This window comes from Klebsiella sp. MPUS7, assembly GCF_009905335.1.
Lineage (GTDB): Bacteria > Pseudomonadota > Gammaproteobacteria > Enterobacterales > Enterobacteriaceae > Klebsiella > Klebsiella grimontii.
In genome coordinates this window covers 5,742,640-5,768,620 of the sequence record NZ_CP047604.1, presented here as the reverse complement: position 1 = coordinate 5,768,620, position 25,981 = coordinate 5,742,640, and the positions used below count along the sequence as shown (strand labels likewise).

Annotated in this window: 18 protein-coding genes and 3 rRNA genes; 11 read left to right on the top strand and 10 right to left on the bottom strand. The window is 52.6% G+C overall.

All coding sequences use genetic code 11. The annotated features are described in order from the left end of the window. Positions 1-2 precede the first annotated feature (2 nt). Complete coding sequence (rbsR, locus tag GUC22_RS26975) at positions 3-986, top strand: ribose operon transcriptional repressor RbsR (protein ID WP_201746424.1); 984 nt, start codon at positions 3-5, stop codon at positions 984-986. On the opposite strand, the gene mdtD is transcribed toward rbsR, so the two are convergent. After that, positions 983-2,380 carry a multidrug transporter subunit MdtD gene (gene mdtD / locus GUC22_RS26970; protein ID WP_004871941.1) on the bottom strand — a complete coding sequence of 466 codons (1,398 nt, stop codon included), beginning with the start codon at positions 2,378-2,380 and terminating at the stop codon, positions 983-985. The two genes, rbsR and mdtD, sit on opposite strands and share 4 nt — an antisense overlap. 3 nt (positions 2,381-2,383) lie before the next feature. Beyond that, entirely contained in the window at positions 2,384-3,094 is a 711-nt protein-coding gene (locus GUC22_RS26965; protein ID WP_004871943.1) for a FadR/GntR family transcriptional regulator, read from the bottom strand. Positions 3,095-3,574: 480 nt separating this feature from the next. On the opposite strand from GUC22_RS26965, the gene GUC22_RS26960 reads away from it, so the two are divergent. The 3 genes from GUC22_RS26960 to rrf all read left to right on the top strand — a co-directional run bounded on the left by GUC22_RS26960 (position 3,575) and on the right by rrf (position 8,411). Further along, positions 3,575-5,114, top strand: a 16S ribosomal RNA gene (locus GUC22_RS26960). A gap of 206 nt (positions 5,115-5,320) precedes the next feature. Beyond that, positions 5,321-8,227, top strand: a 23S ribosomal RNA gene (locus GUC22_RS26955). Between the two features lie 68 nt (positions 8,228-8,295). Continuing rightward, positions 8,296-8,411, top strand: a 5S ribosomal RNA gene (gene rrf, locus GUC22_RS26950). Together the 16S, 23S and 5S rRNA genes form the textbook arrangement of a ribosomal RNA operon. A 124-nt stretch (positions 8,412-8,535) precedes the next feature. On the opposite strand, the gene mobB is transcribed toward rrf, so the two are convergent. Together mobB and mobA are read right to left on the bottom strand one after the other, a co-directional pair. Next, positions 8,536-9,042, bottom strand: a complete 507-nt coding sequence (gene mobB, locus GUC22_RS26945) for a molybdopterin-guanine dinucleotide biosynthesis protein MobB (RefSeq protein WP_004871947.1) — start codon at positions 9,040-9,042, stop codon at positions 8,536-8,538. Continuing rightward, positions 9,039-9,620, bottom strand: a complete 582-nt coding sequence (gene mobA, locus GUC22_RS26940; RefSeq protein ID WP_024360713.1) for a molybdenum cofactor guanylyltransferase MobA — start codon at positions 9,618-9,620, stop codon at positions 9,039-9,041. Before mobA ends, mobB begins: the two co-directional genes overlap by 4 nt. A gap of 71 nt (positions 9,621-9,691) precedes the next feature. Here mobA and GUC22_RS26935 point away from each other — a divergent pair, with 71 nt between their 5' ends. From GUC22_RS26935 to dsbA, 3 genes are all read left to right on the top strand, one after another. Continuing rightward, a complete protein-coding gene (locus tag GUC22_RS26935) occupies positions 9,692-9,961 on the top strand; it encodes a YihD family protein (protein ID WP_004127077.1) in 270 nt (89 codons plus the stop codon). Positions 9,962-10,036: 75 nt separating this feature from the next. Then, positions 10,037-11,023 carry a serine/threonine protein kinase gene (locus GUC22_RS26930; protein WP_004871954.1) on the top strand — a complete coding sequence of 329 codons (987 nt, stop codon included), beginning with the start codon at positions 10,037-10,039 and terminating at the stop codon, positions 11,021-11,023. Between the two features lie 27 nt (positions 11,024-11,050). Continuing rightward, entirely contained in the window at positions 11,051-11,674 is a 624-nt protein-coding gene (gene dsbA / locus GUC22_RS26925) for a thiol:disulfide interchange protein DsbA (protein WP_004127082.1), read from the top strand. A 50-nt stretch (positions 11,675-11,724) separates the two neighbouring features. Here the strand turns inward: dsbA and GUC22_RS26920 are convergent, their stop codons facing one another. Continuing rightward, positions 11,725-12,624, bottom strand: coding sequence for an acyltransferase (locus GUC22_RS26920; protein ID WP_024360712.1), 900 nt, complete (start codon positions 12,622-12,624; stop codon positions 11,725-11,727). Positions 12,625-13,020: 396 nt separating this feature from the next. On the opposite strand from GUC22_RS26920, the gene polA reads away from it, so the two are divergent. Next, the gene (gene polA / locus GUC22_RS26915; protein WP_024360711.1) at positions 13,021-15,810 is read left to right on the top strand and encodes a DNA polymerase I; all 2,790 of its coding nucleotides are present in this window, start codon (positions 13,021-13,023) and stop codon (positions 15,808-15,810) included. A 348-nt stretch (positions 15,811-16,158) separates the two neighbouring features. Here the strand turns inward: polA and yihA are convergent, their stop codons facing one another. Then, positions 16,159-16,791 carry a ribosome biogenesis GTP-binding protein YihA/YsxC gene (gene yihA / locus GUC22_RS26910; RefSeq protein WP_004127091.1) on the bottom strand — a complete coding sequence of 211 codons (633 nt, stop codon included), beginning with the start codon at positions 16,789-16,791 and terminating at the stop codon, positions 16,159-16,161. A 583-nt stretch (positions 16,792-17,374) separates the two neighbouring features. Between yihA and yihI the strand changes: the two genes are divergently transcribed. After that, the gene (gene yihI, locus GUC22_RS26905) at positions 17,375-17,881 is read left to right on the top strand and encodes a Der GTPase-activating protein YihI (RefSeq protein ID WP_024360710.1); all 507 of its coding nucleotides are present in this window, start codon (positions 17,375-17,377) and stop codon (positions 17,879-17,881) included. Between the two features lie 188 nt (positions 17,882-18,069). After that, the gene (gene hemN / locus GUC22_RS26900; RefSeq protein ID WP_004132876.1) at positions 18,070-19,443 is read left to right on the top strand and encodes an oxygen-independent coproporphyrinogen III oxidase; all 1,374 of its coding nucleotides are present in this window, start codon (positions 18,070-18,072) and stop codon (positions 19,441-19,443) included. A gap of 36 nt (positions 19,444-19,479) precedes the next feature. On the opposite strand, the gene GUC22_RS26895 is transcribed toward hemN, so the two are convergent. From GUC22_RS26895 to glnA, 4 genes are all read right to left on the bottom strand, one after another. Continuing rightward, on the bottom strand, positions 19,480-19,590 hold the full coding sequence (locus GUC22_RS26895; protein ID WP_004127096.1) for a YshB family small membrane protein: 111 nt from the start codon (positions 19,588-19,590) through the stop codon (positions 19,480-19,482). Between the two features lie 111 nt (positions 19,591-19,701). Next, positions 19,702-21,111, bottom strand: coding sequence for a nitrogen regulation protein NR(I) (gene glnG / locus GUC22_RS26890; RefSeq protein WP_004107350.1), 1,410 nt, complete (start codon positions 21,109-21,111; stop codon positions 19,702-19,704). Between the two features lie 8 nt (positions 21,112-21,119). Then, complete coding sequence (gene glnL / locus GUC22_RS26885) at positions 21,120-22,169, bottom strand: nitrogen regulation protein NR(II) (RefSeq protein WP_004127098.1); 1,050 nt, start codon at positions 22,167-22,169, stop codon at positions 21,120-21,122. A 188-nt stretch (positions 22,170-22,357) separates the two neighbouring features. Further along, positions 22,358-23,767, bottom strand: a complete 1,410-nt coding sequence (glnA, locus tag GUC22_RS26880) for a glutamate--ammonia ligase (protein WP_004127100.1) — start codon at positions 23,765-23,767, stop codon at positions 22,358-22,360. A gap of 378 nt (positions 23,768-24,145) precedes the next feature. Between glnA and typA the strand changes: the two genes are divergently transcribed. Next, a complete protein-coding gene (typA, locus tag GUC22_RS26875) occupies positions 24,146-25,969 on the top strand; it encodes a ribosome-dependent GTPase TypA (RefSeq protein ID WP_004132874.1) in 1,824 nt (607 codons plus the stop codon). Positions 25,970-25,981 lie beyond the last annotated feature (12 nt).

The window sequence follows — 25,981 nt, the reverse complement described above, 5'->3', positions numbered from 1 at the left end:
CCATGAAGGATGTAGCCCGCATCGCGGGCGTTTCCACTTCGACGGTTTCTCATGTCATTAACAAAGATCGTTTCGTTAGCGAAGCGATTACCGCTAAAGTCGACGCCGCGATTAAAAGCCTGAACTACGCGCCGTCCGCGCTGGCGCGCAGCCTCAAATTAAATCAAACCCGCACCATAGGTATGCTCATTACCGCCAGTACCAATCCGTTTTATTCGGAGCTGGTGCGCGGCGTGGAGCGCAGCTGCTTCGAGCGGGGTTATAGCCTGGTGCTGTGTAATACCGAAGGCGATGAGCAGCGCATGAACCGTAATCTGGAGACGCTGATGCAAAAGCGCGTCGATGGTTTACTGCTGTTGTGCACTGAAACGCATCAACCTTCGCCGGAGATTATGCAGCGTTACCCTTCTGTTCCGACGGTGATGATGGACTGGGCGCCGTTCGACGGCGATAGCGATCTGATTCAGGATAACTCTCTGCTGGGCGGCGATATGGCGACGAAGTATCTGATCGACCAGGGCTATACGCGAATTGCCTGTATTGCGGGTCCGCTGGATAAAACGCCTGCCCGGCTGCGCCTGGAGGGGTATCAGGCAGCGATGGCTCGGGCCGGACTCACGGTACCTGAAGGATATGTGATTAGCAGCGATTTTGAGTTTGGCGGCGGATTTAGCGCCATGCAGAAGCTGCTGACCCTCTCAGCGTTGCCGCAGGCGGTGTTTATCGGTAACGATGCGATGGCGGTGGGCGCCTACCAGGCCCTTTATCAGGGCGGCCTGCGCATCCCTGAGGATATGGCGCTGGTAGGCTATGACGACATTGAACTGGCGCGCTATATGACGCCGCCGTTAACCACGATTCATCAACCGAAAGATGAACTGGGCGAGCTGGCCATCGATGTGCTGATTCACCGCATGGCCGATCCGGGGCAAAAACAGCAGCGCGTGCAGTTAACCCCCGAGCTGGTGGTCCGCGGTTCAGCCTAACGCTTGTGCCGCTCCTTAATCAGGTTGCGGCCATCTTTTGCTCTTAATAAGGTAAATACCAGCGCCGATACCACGGTGATTGCCCCCATGGTAATAAAGGTGTAGTGGAACTGTTCAATGGTATTTGCGCTCTCGAATCCTTCATAAAACCGCAGCACCGCCGCGCTAACGGCGACCCCGAGACTAATAGACAGCTGCTGGGTAACGGCCAACATGCTGTTGCCGCTGCTGGCGTTGTCATCGGTTAAATCGGCGAGCGTGATGGTATTCATTGAGGTGAACTGGGTGGACATCGCCATGCCCAGAACGAATAGCGGCAGCAGCAGCATCCAGATCGACATATCCGGAGATTGCAGCGAAAACTGAGCGATCATCAGGCCGATAAAGATCGTGACCCCGACCAGCGTTTTACGGTAACCAAACCAGCGAAGTATCTGGGTGACGGTTGATTTGGCAATAATCGAACCAATAGCCGTAGGCGCTATCATGCAGCCGGCGATAATCGCCGGATAACCGAAGCCAACCTGTAACATCAGCGGCATCAGGAACGGAACGCAGCCGGTACCCAGGCGCGTGGCCAGGTTCCCCGCGATCCCGACAGAGAAGGTATGCGTCTTAAATAAAGAAAGCGAAATGAGCGGTGTGGGATGACGGCGAGCGTGGCGAATATAGGCCCACAGTAAAATGATGCTCAGAGCGATAACGGCCAGAGCCATCCATGTGGCGACAATTTTCTCACCAAACAGCTCGATTCCGCTAGAGAACAGCACCAGGCTCAGGCCAAACAGGATAAAACCGAGCGTGTCGAAGCGGCGACGCGGCGTGGTGAAATCCGGCATATATTTGCGGGCATACACGATCCCGATAATACCGATGGGAATATTAATCAGGAAAATCCAGTGCCAGCTGGCCCAGGTCACCAGTACGCCGCCGAGCACGGGGCCGAGGATAGGGCCGACCAGTCCAGGCATCGTGACGAAGTTGAGTACCGGCAGCAGTTCGCTGCGCGGATAGGCGCGCAGTAACGCCAGCCTCGCTACTGGCATCATCATTGCCCCGCCGATGCCCTGAATGACGCGGAAGATAACCAGTTCCATTAGCGAGTTTGACAGGGCGCAGGCAAGAGAACCGAGTGTGAACAGGCTGACGGCGATGATAAATACTTTCCGCGTGCCGAAACGGTCGGCCAGCCAACCGCTGACCGGAATAAGCATAGCCACCGTCAGCGTATAGCTGATGATGGCCGATTGCATCGCTAGCGGTGAACGGTTGAGGCTATGGGCGATAGCGGGAAGGGCTGTATTCAGAATGGTGGCGTCGAGCGCCTGCATAAAAAAAGCCATCGCTGCGATCCATGGCAGCCCGGCCATACTGCGGCCTTTCTTTTTGGTCATTCGTTACCCTTGCGATTTGTCGGAATGATTGGGGGCACTCAGCAACGCCTGGCAGGCGCTAAGCGCTCGCGAGCCGTCGCTATCCAGAATGGCATCAACGATTGCCTGATGCAGATCCAGCTTCACCACTTCATTCTGCGTAATTGACGTGAAGTAGGTGTGATAGACCGAATGAAATAAAGAGGCGAAAGAGATCAGGAAAGGGTTACCGCTCATTTCATATATATGTTCATGCCAGGCCATATCGACTTCAATCCAGCGCTCGCGCTGAAAGTTCCTCTTTAGCTCAACCATCTCCTCCATCAAGGCGTTAAGCTGGGCCTTTTGCTCCGGCGAGCCTGACGTTGACGCCAGAAAACAGGCTTGAGGTTCCAGGCTGCCGCGCATAACGAGGAAATGGCTGACAACATCAGAGAAGTTATCTTCTGTTAACCACCAGGCCAGGAGTTCTTTATCGAGGAAGTTCCAGCTGCTGCGCGGCATCACCCGCGTACCGATGCGTGGCCGTGGTAAAAGCATACCTTTTGCCGTTAGCGTCTTCACCGCTTCACGCACGGCCGTGCGGCTCACGCCAAACTGCTCACCCAGCTCCATCTCGCCGGGAAGGATACTTTCTGGCTGATATTCACCGGTCAAAATTTTTTGAGCCAGCTTCTCCGCTAATACCCAGGAGATATTCTTTTGTGCCGCCAACTGCTGTGCGCTTAAAGACATACATGCCGTTCCTTTCTCTTTTTTACCTTACCAGTATGCCATCTGACGGCTTGCTTCGTTGGTTAAAACGGCAAAACGCCGATTTTTTGCTACATTACGCGCCGTAATGATGAAAAAAGAGGCGGTTGAAAAGTTTTTTGCATTTAGCCCTTGTCACTTCGGAATAACTCCCTATAATGCGCTCCCACTGACACGGAACAACGGCACGCAAGCCGCCGGGTCAGCGGGATTCAGCGATGAATACCGACAGAGAAAAGCGAAATTAAACGCTTGACTCTGAATGAGGAAAACGTATTATACGGGACCTCGCAACGGTGAGCGAAAGCCGCGTTGCACTGCTCTTTAACAATTTATCAGACAATCTGTGTGGGCACTCAAAGTGACATGGATTCTTAACGTCTTCGGACGAAAAATGAATACCAAGTCTCTGAGTGAACATACGTAATTCATTACGAAGTTTAATTCACGAGCATCAAACTTAAATTGAAGAGTTTGATCATGGCTCAGATTGAACGCTGGCGGCAGGCCTAACACATGCAAGTCGAACGGTAGCACAGAGAGCTTGCTCTCGGGTGACGAGTGGCGGACGGGTGAGTAATGTCTGGGAAACTGCCTGATGGAGGGGGATAACTACTGGAAACGGTAGCTAATACCGCATAACGTCGCAAGACCAAAGAGGGGGACCTTCGGGCCTCTTGCCATCAGATGTGCCCAGATGGGATTAGCTAGTAGGTGGGGTAACGGCTCACCTAGGCGACGATCCCTAGCTGGTCTGAGAGGATGACCAGCCACACTGGAACTGAGACACGGTCCAGACTCCTACGGGAGGCAGCAGTGGGGAATATTGCACAATGGGCGCAAGCCTGATGCAGCCATGCCGCGTGTATGAAGAAGGCCTTCGGGTTGTAAAGTACTTTCAGCGGGGAGGAAGGCGATAAGGTTAATAACCTTGTCGATTGACGTTACCCGCAGAAGAAGCACCGGCTAACTCCGTGCCAGCAGCCGCGGTAATACGGAGGGTGCAAGCGTTAATCGGAATTACTGGGCGTAAAGCGCACGCAGGCGGTCTGTCAAGTCGGATGTGAAATCCCCGGGCTCAACCTGGGAACTGCATTCGAAACTGGCAGGCTGGAGTCTTGTAGAGGGGGGTAGAATTCCAGGTGTAGCGGTGAAATGCGTAGAGATCTGGAGGAATACCGGTGGCGAAGGCGGCCCCCTGGACAAAGACTGACGCTCAGGTGCGAAAGCGTGGGGAGCAAACAGGATTAGATACCCTGGTAGTCCACGCTGTAAACGATGTCGACTTGGAGGTTGTTCCCTTGAGGAGTGGCTTCCGGAGCTAACGCGTTAAGTCGACCGCCTGGGGAGTACGGCCGCAAGGTTAAAACTCAAATGAATTGACGGGGGCCCGCACAAGCGGTGGAGCATGTGGTTTAATTCGATGCAACGCGAAGAACCTTACCTACTCTTGACATCCAGAGAACTTAGCAGAGATGCTTTGGTGCCTTCGGGAACTCTGAGACAGGTGCTGCATGGCTGTCGTCAGCTCGTGTTGTGAAATGTTGGGTTAAGTCCCGCAACGAGCGCAACCCTTATCCTTTGTTGCCAGCGGTCCGGCCGGGAACTCAAAGGAGACTGCCAGTGATAAACTGGAGGAAGGTGGGGATGACGTCAAGTCATCATGGCCCTTACGAGTAGGGCTACACACGTGCTACAATGGCATATACAAAGAGAAGCGACCTCGCGAGAGCAAGCGGACCTCATAAAGTATGTCGTAGTCCGGATTGGAGTCTGCAACTCGACTCCATGAAGTCGGAATCGCTAGTAATCGTGGATCAGAATGCCACGGTGAATACGTTCCCGGGCCTTGTACACACCGCCCGTCACACCATGGGAGTGGGTTGCAAAAGAAGTAGGTAGCTTAACCTTCGGGAGGGCGCTTACCACTTTGTGATTCATGACTGGGGTGAAGTCGTAACAAGGTAACCGTAGGGGAACCTGCGGTTGGATCACCTCCTTACCTGAAAGAACCTGCCTTTGTAGTGTCCACACAGATTGTCTGATGAATGATAAATTTCAAAATGTACTGTGAAGTGCATTGTGAAATTTTGCTCTTTAAAAATCTGGATCAAGCTGAAAATTGAAACGACACACAGCTGATGTGTGTTCGAGTCTCTCAAATTTTCGCGACACGATGATGTTTTACGAAACATCTTCGGGTTGTGAGGTTAAGCGACTAAGCGTACACGGTGGATGCCCTGGCAGTCAGAGGCGATGAAGGACGTGCTAATCTGCGAAAAGCGTCGGTAAGGTGATATGAACCGTTATAGCCGGCGATGTCCGAATGGGGAAACCCAGTGCAATTCGTTGCACTATCGTTTGATGAATACATAGTCAAACGAGGCGAACCGGGGGAACTGAAACATCTAAGTACCCCGAGGAAAAGAAATCAACCGAGATTCCCCCAGTAGCGGCGAGCGAACGGGGAGCAGCCCGGAGTCTGAATCAGCTTGTGTGTTAGTGGAAGCGTCTGGAAAGTCGCAGGGTACAGGGTGATACTCCCGTACACTAAAACACACAGGCTGTGAACTCGAAGAGTAGGGCGGGACACGTGGTATCCTGTCTGAATATGGGGGGACCATCCTCCAAGGCTAAATACTCCTGACTGACCGATAGTGAACCAGTACCGTGAGGGAAAGGCGAAAAGAACCCCGGCGAGGGGAGTGAAAAAGAACCTGAAACCGTGTACGTACAAGCAGTAGGAGCCTCTTTATGGGGTGACTGCGTACCTTTTGTATAATGGGTCAGCGACTTATATTCTGTAGCAAGGTTAACCGTATAGGGGAGCCGCAGGGAAACCGAGTCTTAACTGGGCGTTAAGTTGCAGGGTATAGACCCGAAACCCGGTGATCTAGCCATGGGCAGGTTGAAGGTTGGGTAACACTAACTGGAGGACCGAACCGACTAATGTTGAAAAATTAGCGGATGACTTGTGGCTGGGGGTGAAAGGCCAATCAAACCGGGAGATAGCTGGTTCTCCCCGAAAGCTATTTAGGTAGCGCCTCGTGAACTCATCTTCGGGGGTAGAGCACTGTTTCGGCTAGGGGGTCATCCCGACTTACCAACCCGATGCAAACTACGAATACCGAAGAATGTTATCACGGGAGACACACGGCGGGTGCTAACGTCCGTCGTGAAGAGGGAAACAACCCAGACCGCCAGCTAAGGTCCCAAAGTCATGGTTAAGTGGGAAACGATGTGGGAAGGCCCAGACAGCCAGGATGTTGGCTTAGAAGCAGCCATCATTTAAAGAAAGCGTAATAGCTCACTGGTCGAGTCGGCCTGCGCGGAAGATGTAACGGGGCTAAACCATGCACCGAAGCTGCGGCAGCGACACTATGTGTTGTTGGGTAGGGGAGCGTTCTGTAAGCCGTTGAAGGTGGCCTGTGAGGGTTGCTGGAGGTATCAGAAGTGCGAATGCTGACATAAGTAACGATAATGCGGGTGAAAAACCCGCACGCCGGAAGACCAAGGGTTCCTGTCCAACGTTAATCGGGGCAGGGTGAGTCGACCCCTAAGGCGAGGCCGAAAGGCGTAGTCGATGGGAAACAGGTTAATATTCCTGTACTCGGTGTTACTGCGAAGGGGGGACGGAGAAGGCTATGTTGGCCGGGCGACGGTTGTCCCGGTTTAAGCATGTAGGCGGATGTTCCAGGTAAATCCGGAACGTTATTAACGCTGAGGTGTGATGACGAGGCACTACGGTGCTGAAGTGACAAATGCCCTGCTTCCAGGAAAAGCCTCTAAGCATCAGGTAACATCAAATCGTACCCCAAACCGACACAGGTGGTCAGGTAGAGAATACCAAGGCGCTTGAGAGAACTCGGGTGAAGGAACTAGGCAAAATGGTGCCGTAACTTCGGGAGAAGGCACGCTGATATGTAGGTGAAGTGGTTTACCCATGGAGCTGAAATCAGTCGAAGATACCAGCTGGCTGCAACTGTTTATTAAAAACACAGCACTGTGCAAACACGAAAGTGGACGTATACGGTGTGACGCCTGCCCGGTGCCGGAAGGTTAATTGATGGGGTTATCCGTAAGGAGAAGCTCTTGATCGAAGCCCCGGTAAACGGCGGCCGTAACTATAACGGTCCTAAGGTAGCGAAATTCCTTGTCGGGTAAGTTCCGACCTGCACGAATGGCGTAATGATGGCCAGGCTGTCTCCACCCGAGACTCAGTGAAATTGAACTCGCTGTGAAGATGCAGTGTACCCGCGGCAAGACGGAAAGACCCCGTGAACCTTTACTATAGCTTGACACTGAACACTGGTCCTTGATGTGTAGGATAGGTGGGAGGCTTTGAAGCGTGGACGCCAGTCTGCGTGGAGCCATCCTTGAAATACCACCCTTTAATGGCTGGTGTTCTAACGTGGGCCCCTAATCGGGGTTGCGGACAGTGTCTGGTGGGTAGTTTGACTGGGGCGGTCTCCTCCTAAAGAGTAACGGAGGAGCACGAAGGTCAGCTAATCCTGGTCGGACATCAGGAGGTTAGTGCAATGGCATAAGCTGGCTTGACTGCGAGCGTGACGGCGCGAGCAGGTGCGAAAGCAGGTCATAGTGATCCGGTGGTTCTGAATGGAAGGGCCATCGCTCAACGGATAAAAGGTACTCCGGGGATAACAGGCTGATACCGCCCAAGAGTTCATATCGACGGCGGTGTTTGGCACCTCGATGTCGGCTCATCACATCCTGGGGCTGAAGTAGGTCCCAAGGGTATGGCTGTTCGCCATTTAAAGTGGTACGCGAGCTGGGTTTAGAACGTCGTGAGACAGTTCGGTCCCTATCTGCCGTGGGCGCTGGAGAATTGAGGGGGGCTGCTCCTAGTACGAGAGGACCGGAGTGGACGCATCACTGGTGTTCGGGTTGTCATGCCAATGGCATTGCCCGGTAGCTAAATGCGGAAGAGATAAGTGCTGAAAGCATCTAAGCACGAAACTTGCCCCGAGATGAGTTCTCCCTGACTCCTTGAGAGTCCTGAAGGAACGTTGAAGACGACGACGTTGATAGGCCGGGTGTGTAAGCGCAGCGATGCGTTGAGCTAACCGGTACTAATGAACCGTGAGGCTTAACCTTACAACGCCGAAGATGTTTTGGCGGATTGAGAGAAGATTTTCAGCCTGATACAGATTAAACAGAATTTGCCTGGCGGCAACAGCGCGGTGGTCCCACCTGACCCCATGCCGAACTCAGAAGTGAAACGCCGTAGCGCCGATGGTAGTGTGGGGTCTCCCCATGTGAGAGTAGGGAACTGCCAGGCATCAATTAAGTGAAGAGCCCATCCTGACGGATGGGCTTTTTGCGTTTTTGTGGCCTGAGAAAGCAAGAATGATTTAGCAAGATGACGCGTAGCGATATCTCTGCAATCTCAATCAAGGCCGCGATTAAGCCCTCTTTAACCACTGCATAATAAAAACGGCTATCTGCGGAATATTATTTAAATCTAACAAGGGAAGCGACGTCTCGACAGGCGTATCGCTGGCAACGGCAATCACGTCATCATCAAACACTAATTCTTCTCTGCAATGTCCGCTGTTTTGCCGAAAGAGCAGGATCTTGGGCACAGCTTCATGTTTAAAACCTTCAACCAGTACGAGATCTAACGTTGATGCATCCATTCGGCTAGCCAGCCATGTCAGATCCAGTGGAGGCTCTTCGGGTGTTTCCGTTATTAATGCCCAACGCTGCGAGCTGGCGACTATCGTCTGAGCCGCGCCTGCTTTACGTAGCTCATAGCTATCTTTACCGGGTTTATCCACATCCATATCATGATGAGTATGTTTAATGAGCCCAGGACGTATGCCTTCCGCGCGTAGCGCTGGAATCAGCGCTTTTAATAAGGTTGTTTTACCCGTGCCGCTCCAGGCGGCGATGGCCAAAAGAGGGATCATGATGACACCTCCATACTTTGTAAGTCACTGAGAGTGTTGACGTTAATAAAGGCTGATTTTACATCGCTAAAATCGACGCTATGCCCGCCCATTTTACGCATAAACACCATAACCCGCCGCTCGCCTGCCGCCAGATAGGTTTCCAGTTCGCTAATCACCACTCGATTCACCAGAGCAATCGCCGGATGGTCGCGTTCACCGTCGTGTACCCAAACGACCGGGGATGATTTTTTTTGCAGTATTAAGCGCTCAGCCAGAAATGATGGAATAAAAGGCGTATCGCACGGACAAAACAGAAACCACTCACCCTCAACCTGATGCATAACGGAAAGCATACCGGCTAACGGCCCGGGAAAGTCGTTCAGAGAGTCGGTAATAATCGGGTAGCCGCTGCTTCGCCAGCAATCAAGATTGCGGTTAGCGCTAATCACCAGCTTTGTGACCTGGGGTTGCAGCGTATCGGCGACATGACGCCACAGAGCTTTCCCCTTCAGCAACTGCAATCCTTTATCAATGCCTCCCATACGCGTACCTCTCCCACCCGCCAGTACAACGCCGGTTATTACCTTGCCCTGCATATTAATATCGCCTCTTTCATTGTGGGATTGTCCCTGCTAACGTACACCTATCAAGAGTAAGGAGCATTGCTATGAAATGTAAACGCCTGAATGAAGTCATTGAACTTCTCCAGCCAGCCTGGCAGAAAGAACCCGAGCTGAATTTGATTCAATTTTTGCAAAAACTGGCGAAAGAGGCCGGTTATGCCGGTGAACTGAGCGATCTTTCCGACGATATTCTGATTTATCACCTGAAGATGCGCGACTCGGCAAAAGAGGCTGTTATCCCCGGTATCCAGAAAGATTATGAAGAAGATTTTAAAACTGCGCTGCTACGCGCTCGGGGCGTGATTAAAGAGTAAAAGGTTGTAAGCGCTGCCGCGGAATCGGTAATGAGATGATATCCTGTATCATTCGTACGATTATCGGATGTCAGGATGCACGATAAGGCTTTCACTTTTCAGACGCTTCACCCGGATACCATCATTGATGGTTTATTTGATCTGGGAATGCGGGTGGACTCAGGTCTCACCCCGCTTAATAGCTATGAGAACCGAGTTTACCAGTTTCAGGACGAAGATCGTCGCCGCTATGTGGTGAAGTTCTATCGTCCTGAGCGCTGGTCCGCCGAACAAATCCTCGAAGAACACCAGTTTTCCCTTCAGCTCGTTCAGGACGAAGTCCCTGTAGCGGCGCCATTGTCGTTTAACGAAAGTACCCTTCATCAGCATCAGGGGTTCTTTTTCGCCGTGTTCCCAAGCCTGGGTGGACGTCAGTTTGAGGCGGATAACCTCGATCAGATGGAATGGGTTGGGCGCTACCTTGGCCGTCTGCATCAAACGGGACGCAAACAGCGTTTTGTCGCGCGCCCGGAGATTGGCACCAATGAGTACCTTCTTGAGCCCCGGCAGGTCTTTGAGCTCTCCCCGCTGATACCGGCAGGGCTGAAAGAGGCTTTTCTTGGCGCTACTGATAAGCTGATTGATGCGGTAATGGCGCAATGGCACGGGCGCGCCAATATCTTACGTTTGCACGGTGACTGCCATGCAGGAAACATCCTCTGGCGCGATGGCCCTTTGTTTGTTGATTTAGATGATTCACGTAATGGACCTGCTATCCAGGATCTGTGGATGCTGTTGAACGGTGATAAGGCCGAGCAACGGATGCAGCTTGAGATGATCATTGAAGCGTATGAAGAGTTTAGCTCTTTCAATACGGATGAAATTGCCCTCATCGAACCTTTACGTGCAATGCGGTTAGTTTATTATCTGGCGTGGTTGTTAAGACGCTGGGAAGATCCTGCTTTTCCTAAGAACTTCCCGTGGTTAACCGGGGAAGATTACTGGCGTGGGCAGACAACAACTTTTCTTGAGCAGGTAAAGGTTCTGCAGGAACCGCCTCTTCAGTTAACGCCAATGTATTAATGTGATATATCCAGGAGAGAGTTAATCATGAAAAAAATTTGGCTGGCGCTGGCTGGTATGATTCTGGCTTTTAGTGCATCCGCTGCCCAGATCACCGACGGTAAGCAGTATATTACCCTCGATAAGCCCGTTGCCGGCGAGCCTCAGGTGCTCGAGTTTTTCTCGTTCTACTGCCCGCACTGCTATCAGTTTGAAGAAGTGCTTCATGTGTCAGATAACGTGAAGAAAAAGCTGCCTGAAGGCGTCAAAATGACGAAATACCACGTTGAATTCCTGGGCCCGTTGGGCAAGGATCTGACCCAGGCGTGGGCCGTCGCGATGGCGCTGGGTGTGGAAGACAAGATTACCGTCCCGATGTTTGAAGCGGTACAGAAAACACAGACCGTTCAGACCGTAGCCGATATTCGTAAGGTCTTCGTTGACGCCGGCGTTAAAGGTGAAGATTACGATGCAGCCTGGAACAGTTTTGTAGTGAAATCCCTGGTGGCTCAGCAAGAGAAAGCCGCTGCTGATTTCCAGCTGCAGGGCGTACCCGCTATGTACGTTAACGGCAAATATCAGCTTAACCCGCAGGGTATGGATACCAGCAATATGGACGCATTTGTTGCCCAGTATGCCGATACCGTTAAGCAGTTAGTTGAGAAGAAATAAAAAAATAAACGCCGGTTACTGACCGGCGTTACTCTTTTCAGCGTCCAGCATCATTTTCCTTTCTGCTGCATGATTTCCGTTAACTGACGATCTTTATCTTCCCAGAGCGTATTTAGCCAGCGCTGAAACCGCCGCTTAAAGTTTTTATCATTCACATAATCGCCGTGCAGCTCTTCCGTCACGGGTTCAACGCGGATGCGTACCACAATCCGCGTTAATCGGCCGCTCAGCATGTCGTAAAACGGTCGGTGATGATTCTCTGGATAACACAGCGTAACGTTCAGCAGCTTATCAAACTGCGAGCCCAGTACGCTTAATGCCATGGCAGTACCGGCAGCTTTTGGTGCTAATAAATTATTATAAGGCGAGCGGGTCTGCAGCCGCTTCTCTTCAGTAAAGCGTGAACCTTCGACAAAGTTAACGATAGTGGTGGGATGTGAGCGGAATTTCTCGCAGGAACGGCGGGTGGTTTCAACATCTTTGCCACGGCGCTCTGGATGGCGGATTAAATAACCGCGGGAATAACGGCGCATAAAAGGCATATCCAACGCCCAGCATGCCAGGCCAATAAACGGCACCCAGGCGAGCTGTTGCTTGAGGAAATATTTATTCATCGGGATATGTTTGCGAAACAGCACGCAAAGTACCACGATATCGGCCCAGCTATGGTGGTTGCTGATAAGCAGATACCAGTTTTTCTTATTCAGGCCTTCCAGGCCCTCAACATCCCACTTAAGCCAGGGATTAAGGCGCAGCAGCAGAGCCAACCCTTCACACCAGCAGTACATCATGAAATTGCAAAAAACGGATATCGAGCGCCAGACCGCAGCAACAGGCACAAGCAGTTTAATCAGCCCGGCGATGATTATTGGCACGGAGCAAATAATGGTGACTACGATAGTCAGGGCGATACTCAGCGGGAGCGTTATCGCAGCGAGTAATCTCGACATAGTTAATTTATTCAGAAAGTTAGGCTGACAAAGAACGCGTTTAAACAGCGCAAGAGGCTGATTTTACCAGAAAATAGAGCAAATGACGGGTTTTACCCGGACGGAAAAATATCCGGATCTTATATCCACATGGAACATTGAGTCATCATGATGTTATTAAAGCGGGTTGTTAATTTATAATGCCATGATAAATATAGAGTAATTTACCAATAGATTATTTTATTAATGATGACGTAGCCATCGTTATAAAACTATTCACAAAGTTATCCACAGGTTAACGCATTGCGCGATCGACGGGATCGTTGAATCTTTTCGACGAAATGCGGGAAAAATTCAGGATTTAATGCCCGTCTGTGGCATCCTTTACCGATAATCTGATAAACAGGCACGGAAATTATGGTTCAGATCCCAGAAAACCCTCTCATCCTCGTTGACGGCTCCTCTTACCTTTATCGGGCATATCACGCGTTCCCTCCGCTGACGAATAGCGCTGGCGAGCCGACAGGCGCAATGTATGGCGTACTGAATATGCTGCGAAGCCTGATCCTGCAGTATCAACCGACCCATGCCGTCGTCGTGTTTGATGCCAAGGGGAAGACTTTCCGTGATGAACTGTTTGAGCACTATAAATCTCATCGCCCGCCGATGCCGGACGATCTACGTGCGCAGATCGAGCCGCTGCATGCCATGGTTAAGGCGATGGGCCTGCCGCTGATGGCCGTTCCTGGCGTAGAAGCTGACGATGTCATCGGGACCCTGGCGCGTGAAGCTGAAAAGGTCGGGCGTCCGGTACTGATTAGCACCGGCGATAAAGACATGGCTCAGCTGGTTACGCCGGGTATTACGCTGATTAACACCATGACCAACACCATCCTCGGCCCGGATGAAGTGGTGACCAAATACGGCGTGCCGCCGGAGCTGATCATCGATTTTCTGGCCCTGATGGGGGACTCATCGGACAACATCCCTGGCGTACCAGGCGTGGGAGAGAAGACGGCGCAGGCGTTGTTACAGGGGCTGGGCGGCCTTGATACGCTATATGCGGAACCTGAAAAAATCGCCGGACTGACCTTCCGCGGTGCAAAAACGATGGCAGCGAAGCTGGAGCAGAATAAAGAGGTGGCCTACCTCTCTTATCAGCTGGCGACGATCAAAACCGACGTCGAGCTGGATCTGGGCTGCGAAGATCTGCTGGTTGCACAGCCCATCGCTGATGAACTGCTGACGCTATTTAAAAAGTATGAGTTCAAACGCTGGATCACCGATGTCGAGTCCGGCAAGTGGATGCAGGCAAAAGGCGCAAAGCCTGCGGCGAAGCCGATAGCCGCTGTGGCAGCAGTGGCTGATGCCGAAGAGGAAACCGCCACGGCGCTCTCTTCTGAAAACTATGTCACGATTCTTGATGAAGAAACGCTGCTGACCTGGATTGAGAGCCTGAAGAAAGCGCCGCTTTTTGCCTTTGATACCGAAACAGACAGCCTGGATAACGTGTCAGCCAATATGGTCGGCTTATCCTTCGCCATTGAACCCGGCGTTGCGGCCTATGTACCGGTTGCCCATGATTATCTGGACGCACCGGATCAGATCCCGCGCGACCGTGTCCTTGAGCTGCTGAAACCGCTACTGGAAGATGACAATGTTCTGAAGGTTGGGCAAAACCTCAAATATGACCGCGGTATCCTGGCTAACTATGACATTGAACTGCGCGGTATTGCCTTTGATACCATGCTGGAATCCTACATTCTCGACAGCGTGGCGGGCCGCCATGATATGGATAGCCTCTCCGACCGCTGGCTGAAGCACAAAACCATTACCTTTGAAGAAATTGCGGGTAAAGGTAAAAACCAGCTTACATTCAACCAAATCGCGCTGGAAGAAGCGGGCCGCTACGCGGCGGAAGATGCCGACGTCACGCTACAGCTGCACCTGAAAATGTGGCCTAAACTTCAGCAAAATGAAGGCCCGCTGAACGTTTTTAAAAATATTGAAATGCCGCTGGTACCGGTACTATCCCGCATTGAGCGCAATGGCGTGAAGATCGATCCGGCCGTACTGCATGCGCACTCTCAGGAGATAGCCAAGCGCCTGGTTGAGCTGGAGAAAAAGGCGTACGACATCGCGGGCGAAGAGTTTAACCTCTCTTCTCCGAAGCAGCTGCAAACGATCTTGTTTGAAAAACAAGGTATTAAGCCGCTGAAGAAAACCCCGGGCGGCGCGCCCTCGACCTCGGAAGAGGTGCTGGAAGAGCTGGCGCTGGATTATCCGCTGCCGAAAGTCATCCTCGAATATCGTGGCCTGGCAAAACTCAAGTCCACCTACACCGATAAGCTGCCGCTGATGATCAGCCCGAAAACGGGCCGGGTTCACACCTCTTATCACCAGGCGGTTACCGCCACGGGACGTTTGTCGTCCACCGATCCGAACCTGCAGAATATTCCGGTACGCAATGATGAAGGGCGCCGTATTCGCCAGGCGTTTATTGCACCGGAAGATTATCTCATCGTCTCTGCCGACTACTCGCAAATTGAACTGCGCATCATGGCGCATCTGTCTCGCGACAAGGGCCTGCTGACCGCGTTTGCTGAAGGGAAGGATATCCACCGCGCGACGGCGGCTGAGGTTTTCGGTTTGCCGCTGGAGAGCGTCAGTAGCGAGCAGCGCCGCAGCGCGAAGGCGATCAACTTCGGCCTGATTTACGGCATGAGCGCATTCGGCCTTGCGCGCCAGCTCAATATCCCACGCAAAGAAGCGCAAAAGTATATGGATCTCTACTTTGAACGCTATCCGGGCGTGTTGGAATATATGGAGCGCACCCGCACTCAGGCAAAAGAGCAGGGGTATGTTGAAACGCTCGATGGCCGTCGTCTCTATCTGCCGGACATTAAATCCAGCAACGGTGCGCGTCGTGCTGGTGCCGAGCGTGCGGCGATCAACGCGCCGATGCAGGGAACCGCCGCCGATATTATTAAGCGCGCGATGATTGCCGTCGACAGCTGGTTGTTAAGTGAAAAACCTCGCGTGCGGATGATCATGCAGGTGCACGATGAATTGGTCTTTGAAGTGCATAAAGACGATCTTGAGGCGGTCGCGAAAAAAATCCATGAACTGATGGAAAGCAGTACGACGCTGGCGGTTCCGCTACTGGTGGAAGTGGGAAGCGGAGAAAACTGGGATCAAGCGCACTAAGTATTCGGCAGGTAGGGTCATTTCTTGTAAGTGAGTAACATAACTTATCGTATTTTGTGATGATCATTTGAATTTGCTATGTAAAGAGTGAAAAAAAACTACAAAAAATGCTTTATCCGTAATCGAAAGAAGAGTAGAGTTAAAGACGTAGGGTACAGAGGTAAGATGTTCTATCTTTCAGACCTTTTACTTCACGTAATCGGATTTGGCTGAATATTTTAGCCGCCCCGGTCATTTATGACCGGGGCGTTTTTTATTGCGCGAAAGAAAATTTTTGCGAATCAATGCTGATGAGGCGGGCTACCCGGACAGGGCCTCACGCGCCGCTATCCGGGGTAATTAGCGAGACTATTCGCCGTCTTCAGGTTCTTCCTGAGGGGGGATATCGTTATACCAGCTATCCAGTTTCTGCCGGAGTTTATCCACGCCTTGCTTCTTCAGGGAAGAAAATCCTTCGACCTGCACATCTCCGTTAAAGGCGGTTACCGCCTCACGAACCATAGCGATCTGCGCTTTCCGCGCCCCGCTGGCCAGCTTATCGGCTTTGGTCAGCAGCACCAGAACCGGAATATCGCTTTCAACCGCCCATTGGATCATCTGCTGATCGAGATCTTTAAGCGGATGACGGATATCCATCAGCACAACCAGGCCTTTCAGACACAGGCGTTTCTCGAGATATTCACCCAGCGCGCGTTGCCACTTGATTTTCATCTCTTCCGGTACCTGGGCATAACCATAGCCCGGCAGGTCGACCAGGCGTTTGCCCTCAGCGACTTCAAACAGGTTAATCAGCTGCGTACGGCCAGGCGTCTTCGAAGTGCGTGCCAGGCTTTTCTGGTTAGTCAGCGTGTTTAGAGCGCTGGATTTCCCGGCGTTAGAGCGGCCAGCAAAGGCCACTTCAATACCGGTATCGGCAGGAAGATGGCGGATATCTGGCGCGCTAGTGACAAAATGCGTCAGTTGATAATTCCAGTTGGTCAAGACGGTCGTCTCCGTTAAATCAGGCTTTGACGGGGATTATACCTGAACAGCAGAAAAAGGCTGTTTTTACCGCACCTCATCGCTGTAAGTTAAAACCACAGTCTTTGTAAGACATTGGCTATTGATTATATGAGAAATACATGAGGAAAAACTGAGTAAACATAATACAAACGCTGATAAATCATCGTGTTGAGCTGAAAGAAAATTCTGAAACTTGTTTTTTTTCCGTACAGTCGGTTGTAGGTTTTCCTTAAAACAGTAAAGTAGCGGTCAAGGGCGAGGATGCTAACAGGATTATGACTCAGGATGAGGAGTCAGGAAGCGCCAGGAGGCGAGGACTACGGATTGTCAGGATGACAAACGTCTGGAGACGTTTTAAAAGGAAATGGATGTAACAGGGACCGTTAGTTGCTAAAGGAAAGACAGGGTGTGTCGTTAGCGAACATGGAAAGTAGAAGCCCATTAAGGGTTGTCAGTGCGGAAAAAGGCGACAGAGTAATCTGTCGCCTTTTTTCTTTGCTTGCTTTCTGCTAGATTCCGCCTCAATTCTATACTGAAGAAAACGGCCTGAAGATTACACAACATGAAAAAACCGACATCCGTACCTCGCGGCAAAAAAAATCGCAAAACGCGTGAAGAATTGAACCAGGAAGCCCGCGAGCGCAAGCATCAGAAGAAGCATCGTGGCCATGCGGCAGGAAGTCGCGCGACCGGCGGCGACACCGCTTCGGCAGGCAAAAAACAAGGCCAGCAGCAAGATCCCCGAATTGGCAGTAAAAAACCAATCCCGCTGGGCGTGACTGAAAATGCTCCGGCGATTAAGCAGCATAAACCAAAGAGCGAGAAACCTATGCTTTCACCGCAGGCTGAGCTGGATTTGCTGGAGAACGATGAGCGCCTGGACGCGCTGCTGGAACGTCTGGAAGAGGGCGGTACCCTGAATGCTGAAGAGCAGACCTGGGTTGATGCCAAACTGGATCGCATTGATGAACTGATGCAGCAGCTGGGCCTCTCCTACGATGATGACGAAGATGAAGAAGAGGAAGAGCGCAAAGAAGATATGATGCGTCTGCTGAAGGGTGGAAACTAACGTTTGCACCCCATCGGATTCCCGGTCCTGCTTATAACCCTTCTGGTTATATGTTATCTGCTGTGGTTATTCGTTAAACTACGACGGTTGTCGCGGCGTCAAAAATGGCTGCGCAACCGGCTCATTACCCGAGGTGCGGTTGGGCCGGGGCGGCGTACCCGCCGACGGTACCATCGGAAGGAGTGAGCATGTCTGTGCAGTTAATCGACTGGGATCTGGCCCTGATCCAGAAATATAACTATTCCGGGCCGCGTTATACTTCGTATCCCACCGCGCTGGAGTTTTCTCCAGAATTTGGCCCCGCTGAATTTGATGCGGCGGTTGCCCGCTATCCGCAGCGTCCCCTCTCGCTGTACGTGCATATCCCGTTTTGCCATAAGCTCTGTTATTTCTGCGGCTGTAATAAAATCGTCACCCGCCAACAGCATAAGGCCGATCAGTATCTGGATGTCCTTGAGCAGGAGATTATTCATCGCGCGCCGCTTTTTTCTGGCCGCAAAGTCAATCAGCTACACTGGGGCGGCGGTACGCCAACGTATCTAAACAAGGCGCAAATTAGTCGTCTGATGGGTCTGCTGCGTACCCATTTCAATTTTAACGCGGACGCAGAGATCTCCATTGAGGTTGATCCGCGCGAAATCGAACTCGATGTGCTGGATCATTTACGTGGCGAAGGCTTTAATCGCCTGAGTATGGGCGTGCAGGACTTCAACAAAGAAGTGCAGCGCCTGGTAAACCGCGAGCAAGATGAGGCCTTCATCTTCGCGCTACTCAACCATGCGCGCGACATCGGCTTTACCTCGACCAATATCGACCTGATCTACGGCCTGCCGAAGCAGACGCCGCAGAGCTTCGCTTATACGCTACAGAAAGTGGCGGAGCTTAATCCCGATCGTCTGAGCGTGTTCAACTACGCGCATCTACCCACGCTCTTCGCCGCGCAGCGCAAAATCAAAGATGCCGATTTGCCCTCAGCGGAACAGAAGCTGGACATTCTTCAGGAAACCATCAATTCGCTGACGGCCGCGGGATATCAGTTTATCGGCATGGACCACTTTGCCCGTCCTGATGATGAACTGGCGATAGCCCAACGTGAAGGCATTCTGCATCGCAATTTCCAGGGTTACACCACCCAGGGAGACACCGACCTGTTGGGAATGGGCGTGTCGGCGATCAGTATGATTGGCGATTGCTACGCGCAGAACCAGAAAGAGTTGAAACAGTATTATCAGCAGGTTGATGAAACCGGAACGGCGCTGTGGCGCGGTATTGCGTTGACGCGCGATGACTGCATCCGCCGCGACGTGATTAAGGCGCTGATTTGTAACTTTCGTCTCGACTTCGCTTCGGTAGACGCGCAGTGGGATCTTACCTTCGATAGCTACTTTGCCGACGATATGAAATTGCTGGCGCCGCTAGCCAAAGATGGGCTGGTGGATGTGGATGAGAAAGGCATTCAGGTGACGCCGAAAGGCCGACTGCTGATTCGCAATATCTGCATGTGTTTCGATGCGTATCTGCGCCAAAAAGCGCGGATGCAGCAGTTTTCCCGCGTTATATAAGCAATATCCCCTCTCCTGGCAGGAGAGGGGATATTATCAGCTAAACAGGCCAACCATCGCCGCGCACAGAACGGCAGCGACCGCCGTCTGCGGCGTATGACCCGCTGCAACACCGCTCGATATAATATTAATGAGTGATTCAAGCATGATTTCTCCCCCGTCTTTCCGGGCAAGATCATACTCAACGCATGGCAACAGTAAAGTACAAAATAGCAGCAGTTTGCGCTGGATGACTATTTTTTCCTCGCCAGCGCGCAGCTACTCCATCCCCAACTCTTTTAGCTTACGCGTCAGGGTATTACGACCCCATCCCAGCAGCCGGGCCGCCTCTTGTTTATGCCCCTGAGTGTGGCGTAAGGCGGTGGTCAGCAGCGTGCGCTCCATCTCAGGCTGCGCTTCCGAGAGCAGGTTTTGATGACCGGAACGCAAAGCGCGATCGGCCCATTGTCCCAGCAGCGTGGCCCAGCTATCCGGCAGCATTTGCGTTGGGTTATCCGGTATCGCGGTTTCAAACAGCTCGCTGGGAAGATCCTGCGTCAGAACCTCCTGACCTGCGGCCATTACCGTCAGCCAGCGACAGGTGTTTTCCAGCTGACGTACGTTACCCGGCCATGCCAGTCGGGTTAACGCCATCTCCGTCTCCGGATGCAGCTGTTTGGCCTCGACGCCCAGTTCACGAGCGGCAATTTGCAGGAAGTGCCTCGCCAGGCGAGGAATATCTTCCCGACGCTCGCGCAGCGGCGGCAGATGGACGCGAATCACGTTCAGGCGGTGGAATAAATCCTCGCGGAATTTTCCTTCCTGGACGCGCAGCTCAAGGTTCTGGTGGGTGGCGGCAATGATGCGCACATCCACTTTCACCGGCGCATAGCCGCCGACGCGATAAAACTGGCCATCAGCGAGGACGCGCAGCAGGCGAGTCTGTACGTCCAGCGGCATATCGCCGATCTCGTCGAGGAACAGCGTGCCGCCGTCTGCCTGCTCAAAGCGTCCCTGACGCACGGTATTGGCGCCGGTAAAGGCCCCTTTCTCGTGGCCAAATAGCTCTGATTCGATTAAATCTTTAGGAATTGCTGCCATATTTAGCGCAATAAACGGCGCCTTGGCGCGCGGACTATGCCGATGGAGAGCATGGGCAACCAGCTCTTTACCGGTACCGGATTCCCCGTTGATAAGTACGCTGATTGATGAGCGCGACAGGCGGCCGATAATGCGAAAAACGTCCTGCATGGCCGGCGCTTCGCCGATAATATCGGCCGTCGGGCTATTAATCGGCGCATTACGCGGCTGCTGCTGTTCCTGGTAATGGCTAATCGCACGGTCGACCAGCGCCACCGCTTCATCAATATCAAACGGTTTCGGCAGATAATCAAAAGCGCCCTGCTGATAGGCGCTGACCGCCGCGTCAAGATCCGAATGCGCCGTCATTATGATGACCGGGAGCATCGGATGACGCTGTTTAATTTGCTTTAGCAGCGCCAGCCCATCCATCCCCGGCATGCGGATATCAGACAGCAGTACATCCGGGGTTTTGGTCGTGAGGGCATCAAGCACCTCATTGCCGCTTTCAAACGTTGTACAACTCAAGCCTGCCCCGGTGAGCGCGCGTTCAAGCACCCAACGGATGGAGCTATCGTCGTCAACGATCCATGCTATCCCTCGTTGCATAAACACCTCTACTTCCGAATAGGCAGGTACACCGAGAATTCGGTATGCCCTGGCCAACTGGTAAATTCAATTTTGCCGGAGTGCTGGTCTATAAGGCTGCGGGCGATAGACAGCCCGAGTCCGGTACCGCCTTCGCGTCCACTCACCATGGGATAAAACAGCGTATCCTGTAAGTGAGACGGGATTCCCGGGCCGTTATCTTCAACGTCGATACGCGCAGCGAGGCGGTAGCGCACGCCGTGCAGGGTTAACTGGAAGGCCGTCCGGGTGCGCAGAGTGATCTCTCCGCCCTCCGGTCCCAGCGCCTGCAGCGCGTTACGTACGATGTTCAGCAGCACTTGTTCAATTTGATCCGGGTCGTGCGGGAGCTCTGGCAGGCTGGGGTCATAGTCGCGCACCAGCTTGACGTTATCCGGTAGTTCCATCGACACCAGCTTCACCACTCGCTCAGCGACCTTGTGGATGCTTTCTGTTACGTGCATTCCGGGATGCTGTGGTCCCAGTAGACGGTCGACCAGATTTCTTAACCGGTCGGCCTGTTCAATAATGACTTTGGTATATTCCATTAGCGCAGGGTCGGGCAGCGCTTTGCTCAGCAGCTGCGCCGCGCCGCGCAGGCCGCCCAGCGGATTTTTAATCTCATGGGCCAGACCACGCACTAAGTCACGTGCGGCAATCTGCTGCGCGTGCTGTAGCTGCTCCTGGCTCAGGCGACGCTGATTATCCATCGGCGCCATTTCCAGCAGGATATAGCCTTCAGGCAGGCGTTGCGCCGTCAGGGAAAGGATGTGGGAGCGGCCATCAATAACCAGCGTCACTTCGTTATCGGTAAAACCCTGACCCGCAGCGAGGCTCTCTTGCATGAGGCCGATATTCAGCGAGAAATAGCTCAACAGCTCCGGCAGCGGCGTGCCGAATAATTTACGCGAGCTTTGCGCCAGCAGCTGCTGCGCCGCCGGGTTCGCGTAATGTACCGCCAGGTCGTCATCGACCAGTAAGATACTGTTGATTAAAGAGTTAAGGATCTGCCCAGCATCGGGCAGTGTGCCTGTTGCCATTCGACAGTCTCCTGAAAAAGAGTGCACCATTTTAGTGCAGTATAGCTTTTTATGAATAAAAAGCTCATGGGATCAGCGCGTTGGTGGAGAAAAAAGCCCATCCTGAGATGGGCTGAAAGTTTCCACGGCAACAAAACATCCTTGGTACCCCACGCCACAACACGGAATACCGCGGATTTACAGCAAAATTAGACGCTGTAGTACAGCTCAAACTCAACCGGGTGCGGAGTCATGCGTACGCGGTCGTTTTCTTCAATACGCAGGGCGATGTAAGCATCGATAGCGTCGTTGGTGAATACGCCGCCAGCGGTCAGGAATTCACGGTCCGCGTCCAGCGCGTTCAGTGCTTCTTCCAGAGAGCCTGCAACCTGTGGGATCTCTTTCGCTTCTTCCGGCGGCAGGTCGTACAGGTTTTTATCCATGGCTTCGCCCGGATGGATTTTGTTCTTGATACCGTCAAGGCCAGCCATCAGCAGCGCCGCGAAGCACAGGTACGGGTTAGCAGCCGGGTCCGGGAAGCGAACTTCGATACGGCGCGCTTTCGGAGAGGTGACAACCGGAATACGGATAGACGCGGAACGGTTACGGGCAGAGTAAGCCAGCATAACCGGCGCTTCGTAACCCGGGACCAGACGCTTGTAGGAGTTGGTGGTCGGGTTAGCCAGGGCGTTAATCGCTTTAGCGTGTTTGATTACGCCGCCGATGTAGTACAGCGCTTGTTCAGACAGGCCTGCGTATTTGTCGCCGGAGAACAGGTTTACGCCGTTCTTGGACAGGGACATGTGGCAGTGCATACCGGAACCGTTATCGCCAAACATCGGTTTTGGCATAAAGGTCGCGGTTTTGCCGAAACGGTGTGCGACGTTATGCACAACGTATTTGTAAATCTGAATTTCGTCCGCTTTTTTGGTCATGGTGTTAAAGCGGGTCGCGATTTCGTTCTGGCCCGCAGTCGCCACTTCGTGGTGGTGAGCTTCAACAACCAGGCCCATCTCTTCCATGATCATACACATGGTGGAGCGGATATCCTGAGAAGAGTCTACTGGCGGAACCGGGAAGTAACCGCCTTTCACGCCCGGACGGTGGCCTTTGTTGCCGCCTTCGTATTTGGTGGAGGAGTTCCATGCGCCTTCGATATCGTCGATAGCAACGTGGGAACCGGAGATGGAGGCACCAAAACGGATGTCGTCGAACAGGAAGAATTCTGGTTCTGGCCCGAACAGCACGGTGTCAGCCAGGCCGGTAGAGCGCAGATACTCTTCAGCGCGCTTAGCAATGGAACGCGGGTCGCGGTCATAGCCCTGCAGGGTGCCTGGTTCCAGGATGTCGCAGCGGATGATCAGCGTCGGTTCTTCATAGAACGGGTCGATCAGCGCGGTGGTTGCATCCGGCATCAGAACCATGTCGGATTCGTTAATACCTTTCCAGCCGCCAATCGAGGAGCCATCAAACATTTTGCCTTCTTCGAAGAATTCGGCATTTACCTGATGAGAAGGAATAGTAACGTGCTGTTCTTTACCTTTGGTATCGGTGAAGCGCAGATCGACAAACTTCACTTCATGCTCGTTCAGCATCGTCAAAACGTGTTCAGCGGACATACTTAAACTCTCCCGGATTGGTCATTGTCGTCGTGGAAACGAAAACTTTTTAACTACGTAAAGTGGCGTTGTTGCCTTAAAAAATATAAAGCGAAATCTGTGCCAACTTTTAAATTGCCCCCAAAAGGCGTTATCATGCACATCATCGTGCAAAAGGGCTGCACCAAAATGAATGCATTGCACCAATATGGTGCATTTGTGTGAACATTGGGCACTTATTTGGTGCAATTGACCTTGAATAACCCTTTTAACGCTCCGTGAAAGCGATCACAAAGAATCTCTGCAATACTTGTTTGCGGAGGATGTTTGTGATCCTGTTTTGTACTGCGATTAATCCGTGTACAATAACGCGCTATTTCTAATGCCTGAGGCAAAGTTGTGATCGAAAATTTGCGTAATATCGCCATCATCGCGCACGTTGACCATGGTAAAACTACCCTGGTTGATAAGCTGCTACAGCAATCCGGTACGTTCGACGCGCGTGCCGAAACTCAAGAGCGAGTGATGGACTCCAACGATTTGGAGAAAGAGCGCGGGATTACCATCCTGGCTAAAAACACCGCTATCAAATGGAATGACTACCGTATCAACATCGTTGATACCCCGGGGCACGCCGACTTCGGTGGTGAAGTTGAACGTGTCATGTCCATGGTTGATTCCGTTCTGTTGGTCGTTGATGCAATGGATGGTCCGATGCCGCAGACGCGCTTCGTGACCAAAAAAGCCTTTGCTCATGGCCTGAAGCCAATTGTTGTTATCAACAAAGTTGACCGTCCGGGCGCACGCCCTGACTGGGTTGTCGATCAGGTATTCGACCTGTTCGTTAACCTCGACGCTACCGACGAACAGCTGGACTTCCCTATCGTTTACGCTTCTGCGCTGAACGGTATCGCGGGTCTGGATCACGAAGATATGGCTGAAGACATGACTCCGCTGTATCAGACCATCGTCGATCGCGTACCGGCGCCGAACGTTGACCTTGATGGCCCGCTGCAGATGCAAATCTCCCAGCTGGACTACAACAACTACGTTGGCGTCATCGGCATCGGCCGCATCAAGCGCGGTAAAGTGAAGCCGAACCAGCAGGTCACTATCATTGATAGCGAAGGCAAAACCCGTAACGGTAAAGTCGGTAAAGTTCTGACCCATCTGGGCCTTGAGCGTATCGAGAGCGACGTTGCAGAAGCTGGCGATATCATCGCGATCACCGGCCTGGGCGAACTGAACATCTCTGACACCATCTGCGATACGCAGAATGTTGAAGCGCTGCCGGCGCTGTCTGTTGATGAGCCGACCGTCTCTATGTTCTTCTGCGTTAACACCTCGCCGTTCTGCGGTAAAGAAGGTAAGTACGTTACCTCTCGTCAGATCCTTGACCGCCTGAACAAAGAGCTGGTGCATAACGTGGCGCTGCGCGTTGAAGAAACTCCGGATGCAGACGCATTCCGCGTTTCTGGCCGTGGCGAACTGCACCTGTCCGTTCTTATCGAGAACATGCGTCGTGAAGGTTTCGAAATGGCGGTTTCCCGTCCGAAAGTTATCTTCCGCGAAATCGATGGCCGTAAGCAAGAGCCGTTCGAAAACGTGACGCTGGACGTTGAAGAGCAGCACCAGGGTTCTGTCATGCAGGCGCTGGGCGAGCGTAAAGGCGATCTGAAAAACATGAATCCAGATGGCAAAGGCCGCGTACGTCTCGACTACGTGATCCCAAGCCGTGGTCTGATCGGCTTCCGTTCAGAATTCATGACCATGACCTCCGGTACCGGTCTGCTGTACTCCACCTTCAGCCACTACGACGACGTTCGTGCGGGTGATGTGGGTCAGCGTCAGAACGGTGTTCTGATCTCCAACGGTCAGGGTAAAGCAGTTGCGTTCGCCCTGTTCAGCCTGCAGGATCGCGGTAAGCTGTTCCTGGGCCACGGCGCAGAAGTTTACGAAGGCCAGATTATCGGTATTCACAGCCGCTCTAACGACCTGACGGTAAACTGCCTGACCGGTAAGAAACTGACCAACATGCGTGCTTCCGGTACTGACGAAGCAACGACGCTGGTTCCGGCGCTGAAAATGACTCTGGAGCAGGCTCTTGAGTTCATCGATGACGACGAACTGGTAGAAGTCACCCCGACTTCTGTCCGTATCCGTAAACGTCACCTGACCGAGAACGACCGTAAACGTGCGATGCGCGGTGCAAAAGAAGATTAATTAACGCTTCTT

Coding starts and splice junctions, on each gene's coding strand:
- dsbA (WP_004127082.1), top strand. CDS start 11,051: ATGAAAAAAATTTGGCTGGCGCTGGCTGGTATGATTCTGGCTTTTAGT.
- hemN (WP_004132876.1), top strand. CDS start 18,070: ATGTCTGTGCAGTTAATCGACTGGGATCTGGCCCTGATCCAGAAATAT.
- mobA (WP_024360713.1), bottom strand. CDS start 9,620: ATGCAGGGCAAGGTAATAACCGGCGTTGTACTGGCGGGTGGGAGAGGT.
- rbsR (WP_201746424.1), top strand. CDS start 3: ATGAAGGATGTAGCCCGCATCGCGGGCGTTTCCACTTCGACGGTTTCT.
- glnG (WP_004107350.1), bottom strand. CDS start 21,111: ATGCAACGAGGGATAGCATGGATCGTTGACGACGATAGCTCCATCCGT.
- yihI (WP_024360710.1), top strand. CDS start 17,375: ATGAAAAAACCGACATCCGTACCTCGCGGCAAAAAAAATCGCAAAACG.
- polA (WP_024360711.1), top strand. CDS start 13,021: ATGGTTCAGATCCCAGAAAACCCTCTCATCCTCGTTGACGGCTCCTCT.
- GUC22_RS26965 (WP_004871943.1), bottom strand. CDS start 3,094: ATGTCTTTAAGCGCACAGCAGTTGGCGGCACAAAAGAATATCTCCTGG.
- GUC22_RS26935 (WP_004127077.1), top strand. CDS start 9,692: ATGAAATGTAAACGCCTGAATGAAGTCATTGAACTTCTCCAGCCAGCC.
- glnL (WP_004127098.1), bottom strand. CDS start 22,169: ATGGCAACAGGCACACTGCCCGATGCTGGGCAGATCCTTAACTCTTTA.
- GUC22_RS26920 (WP_024360712.1), bottom strand. CDS start 12,624: ATGTCGAGATTACTCGCTGCGATAACGCTCCCGCTGAGTATCGCCCTG.
- glnA (WP_004127100.1), bottom strand. CDS start 23,767: ATGTCCGCTGAACACGTTTTGACGATGCTGAACGAGCATGAAGTGAAG.
- GUC22_RS26930 (WP_004871954.1), top strand. CDS start 10,037: ATGCACGATAAGGCTTTCACTTTTCAGACGCTTCACCCGGATACCATC.
- mobB (WP_004871947.1), bottom strand. CDS start 9,042: ATGATCCCTCTTTTGGCCATCGCCGCCTGGAGCGGCACGGGTAAAACA.
- GUC22_RS26895 (WP_004127096.1), bottom strand. CDS start 19,590: ATGCTTGAATCACTCATTAATATTATATCGAGCGGTGTTGCAGCGGGT.
- mdtD (WP_004871941.1), bottom strand. CDS start 2,380: ATGACCAAAAAGAAAGGCCGCAGTATGGCCGGGCTGCCATGGATCGCA.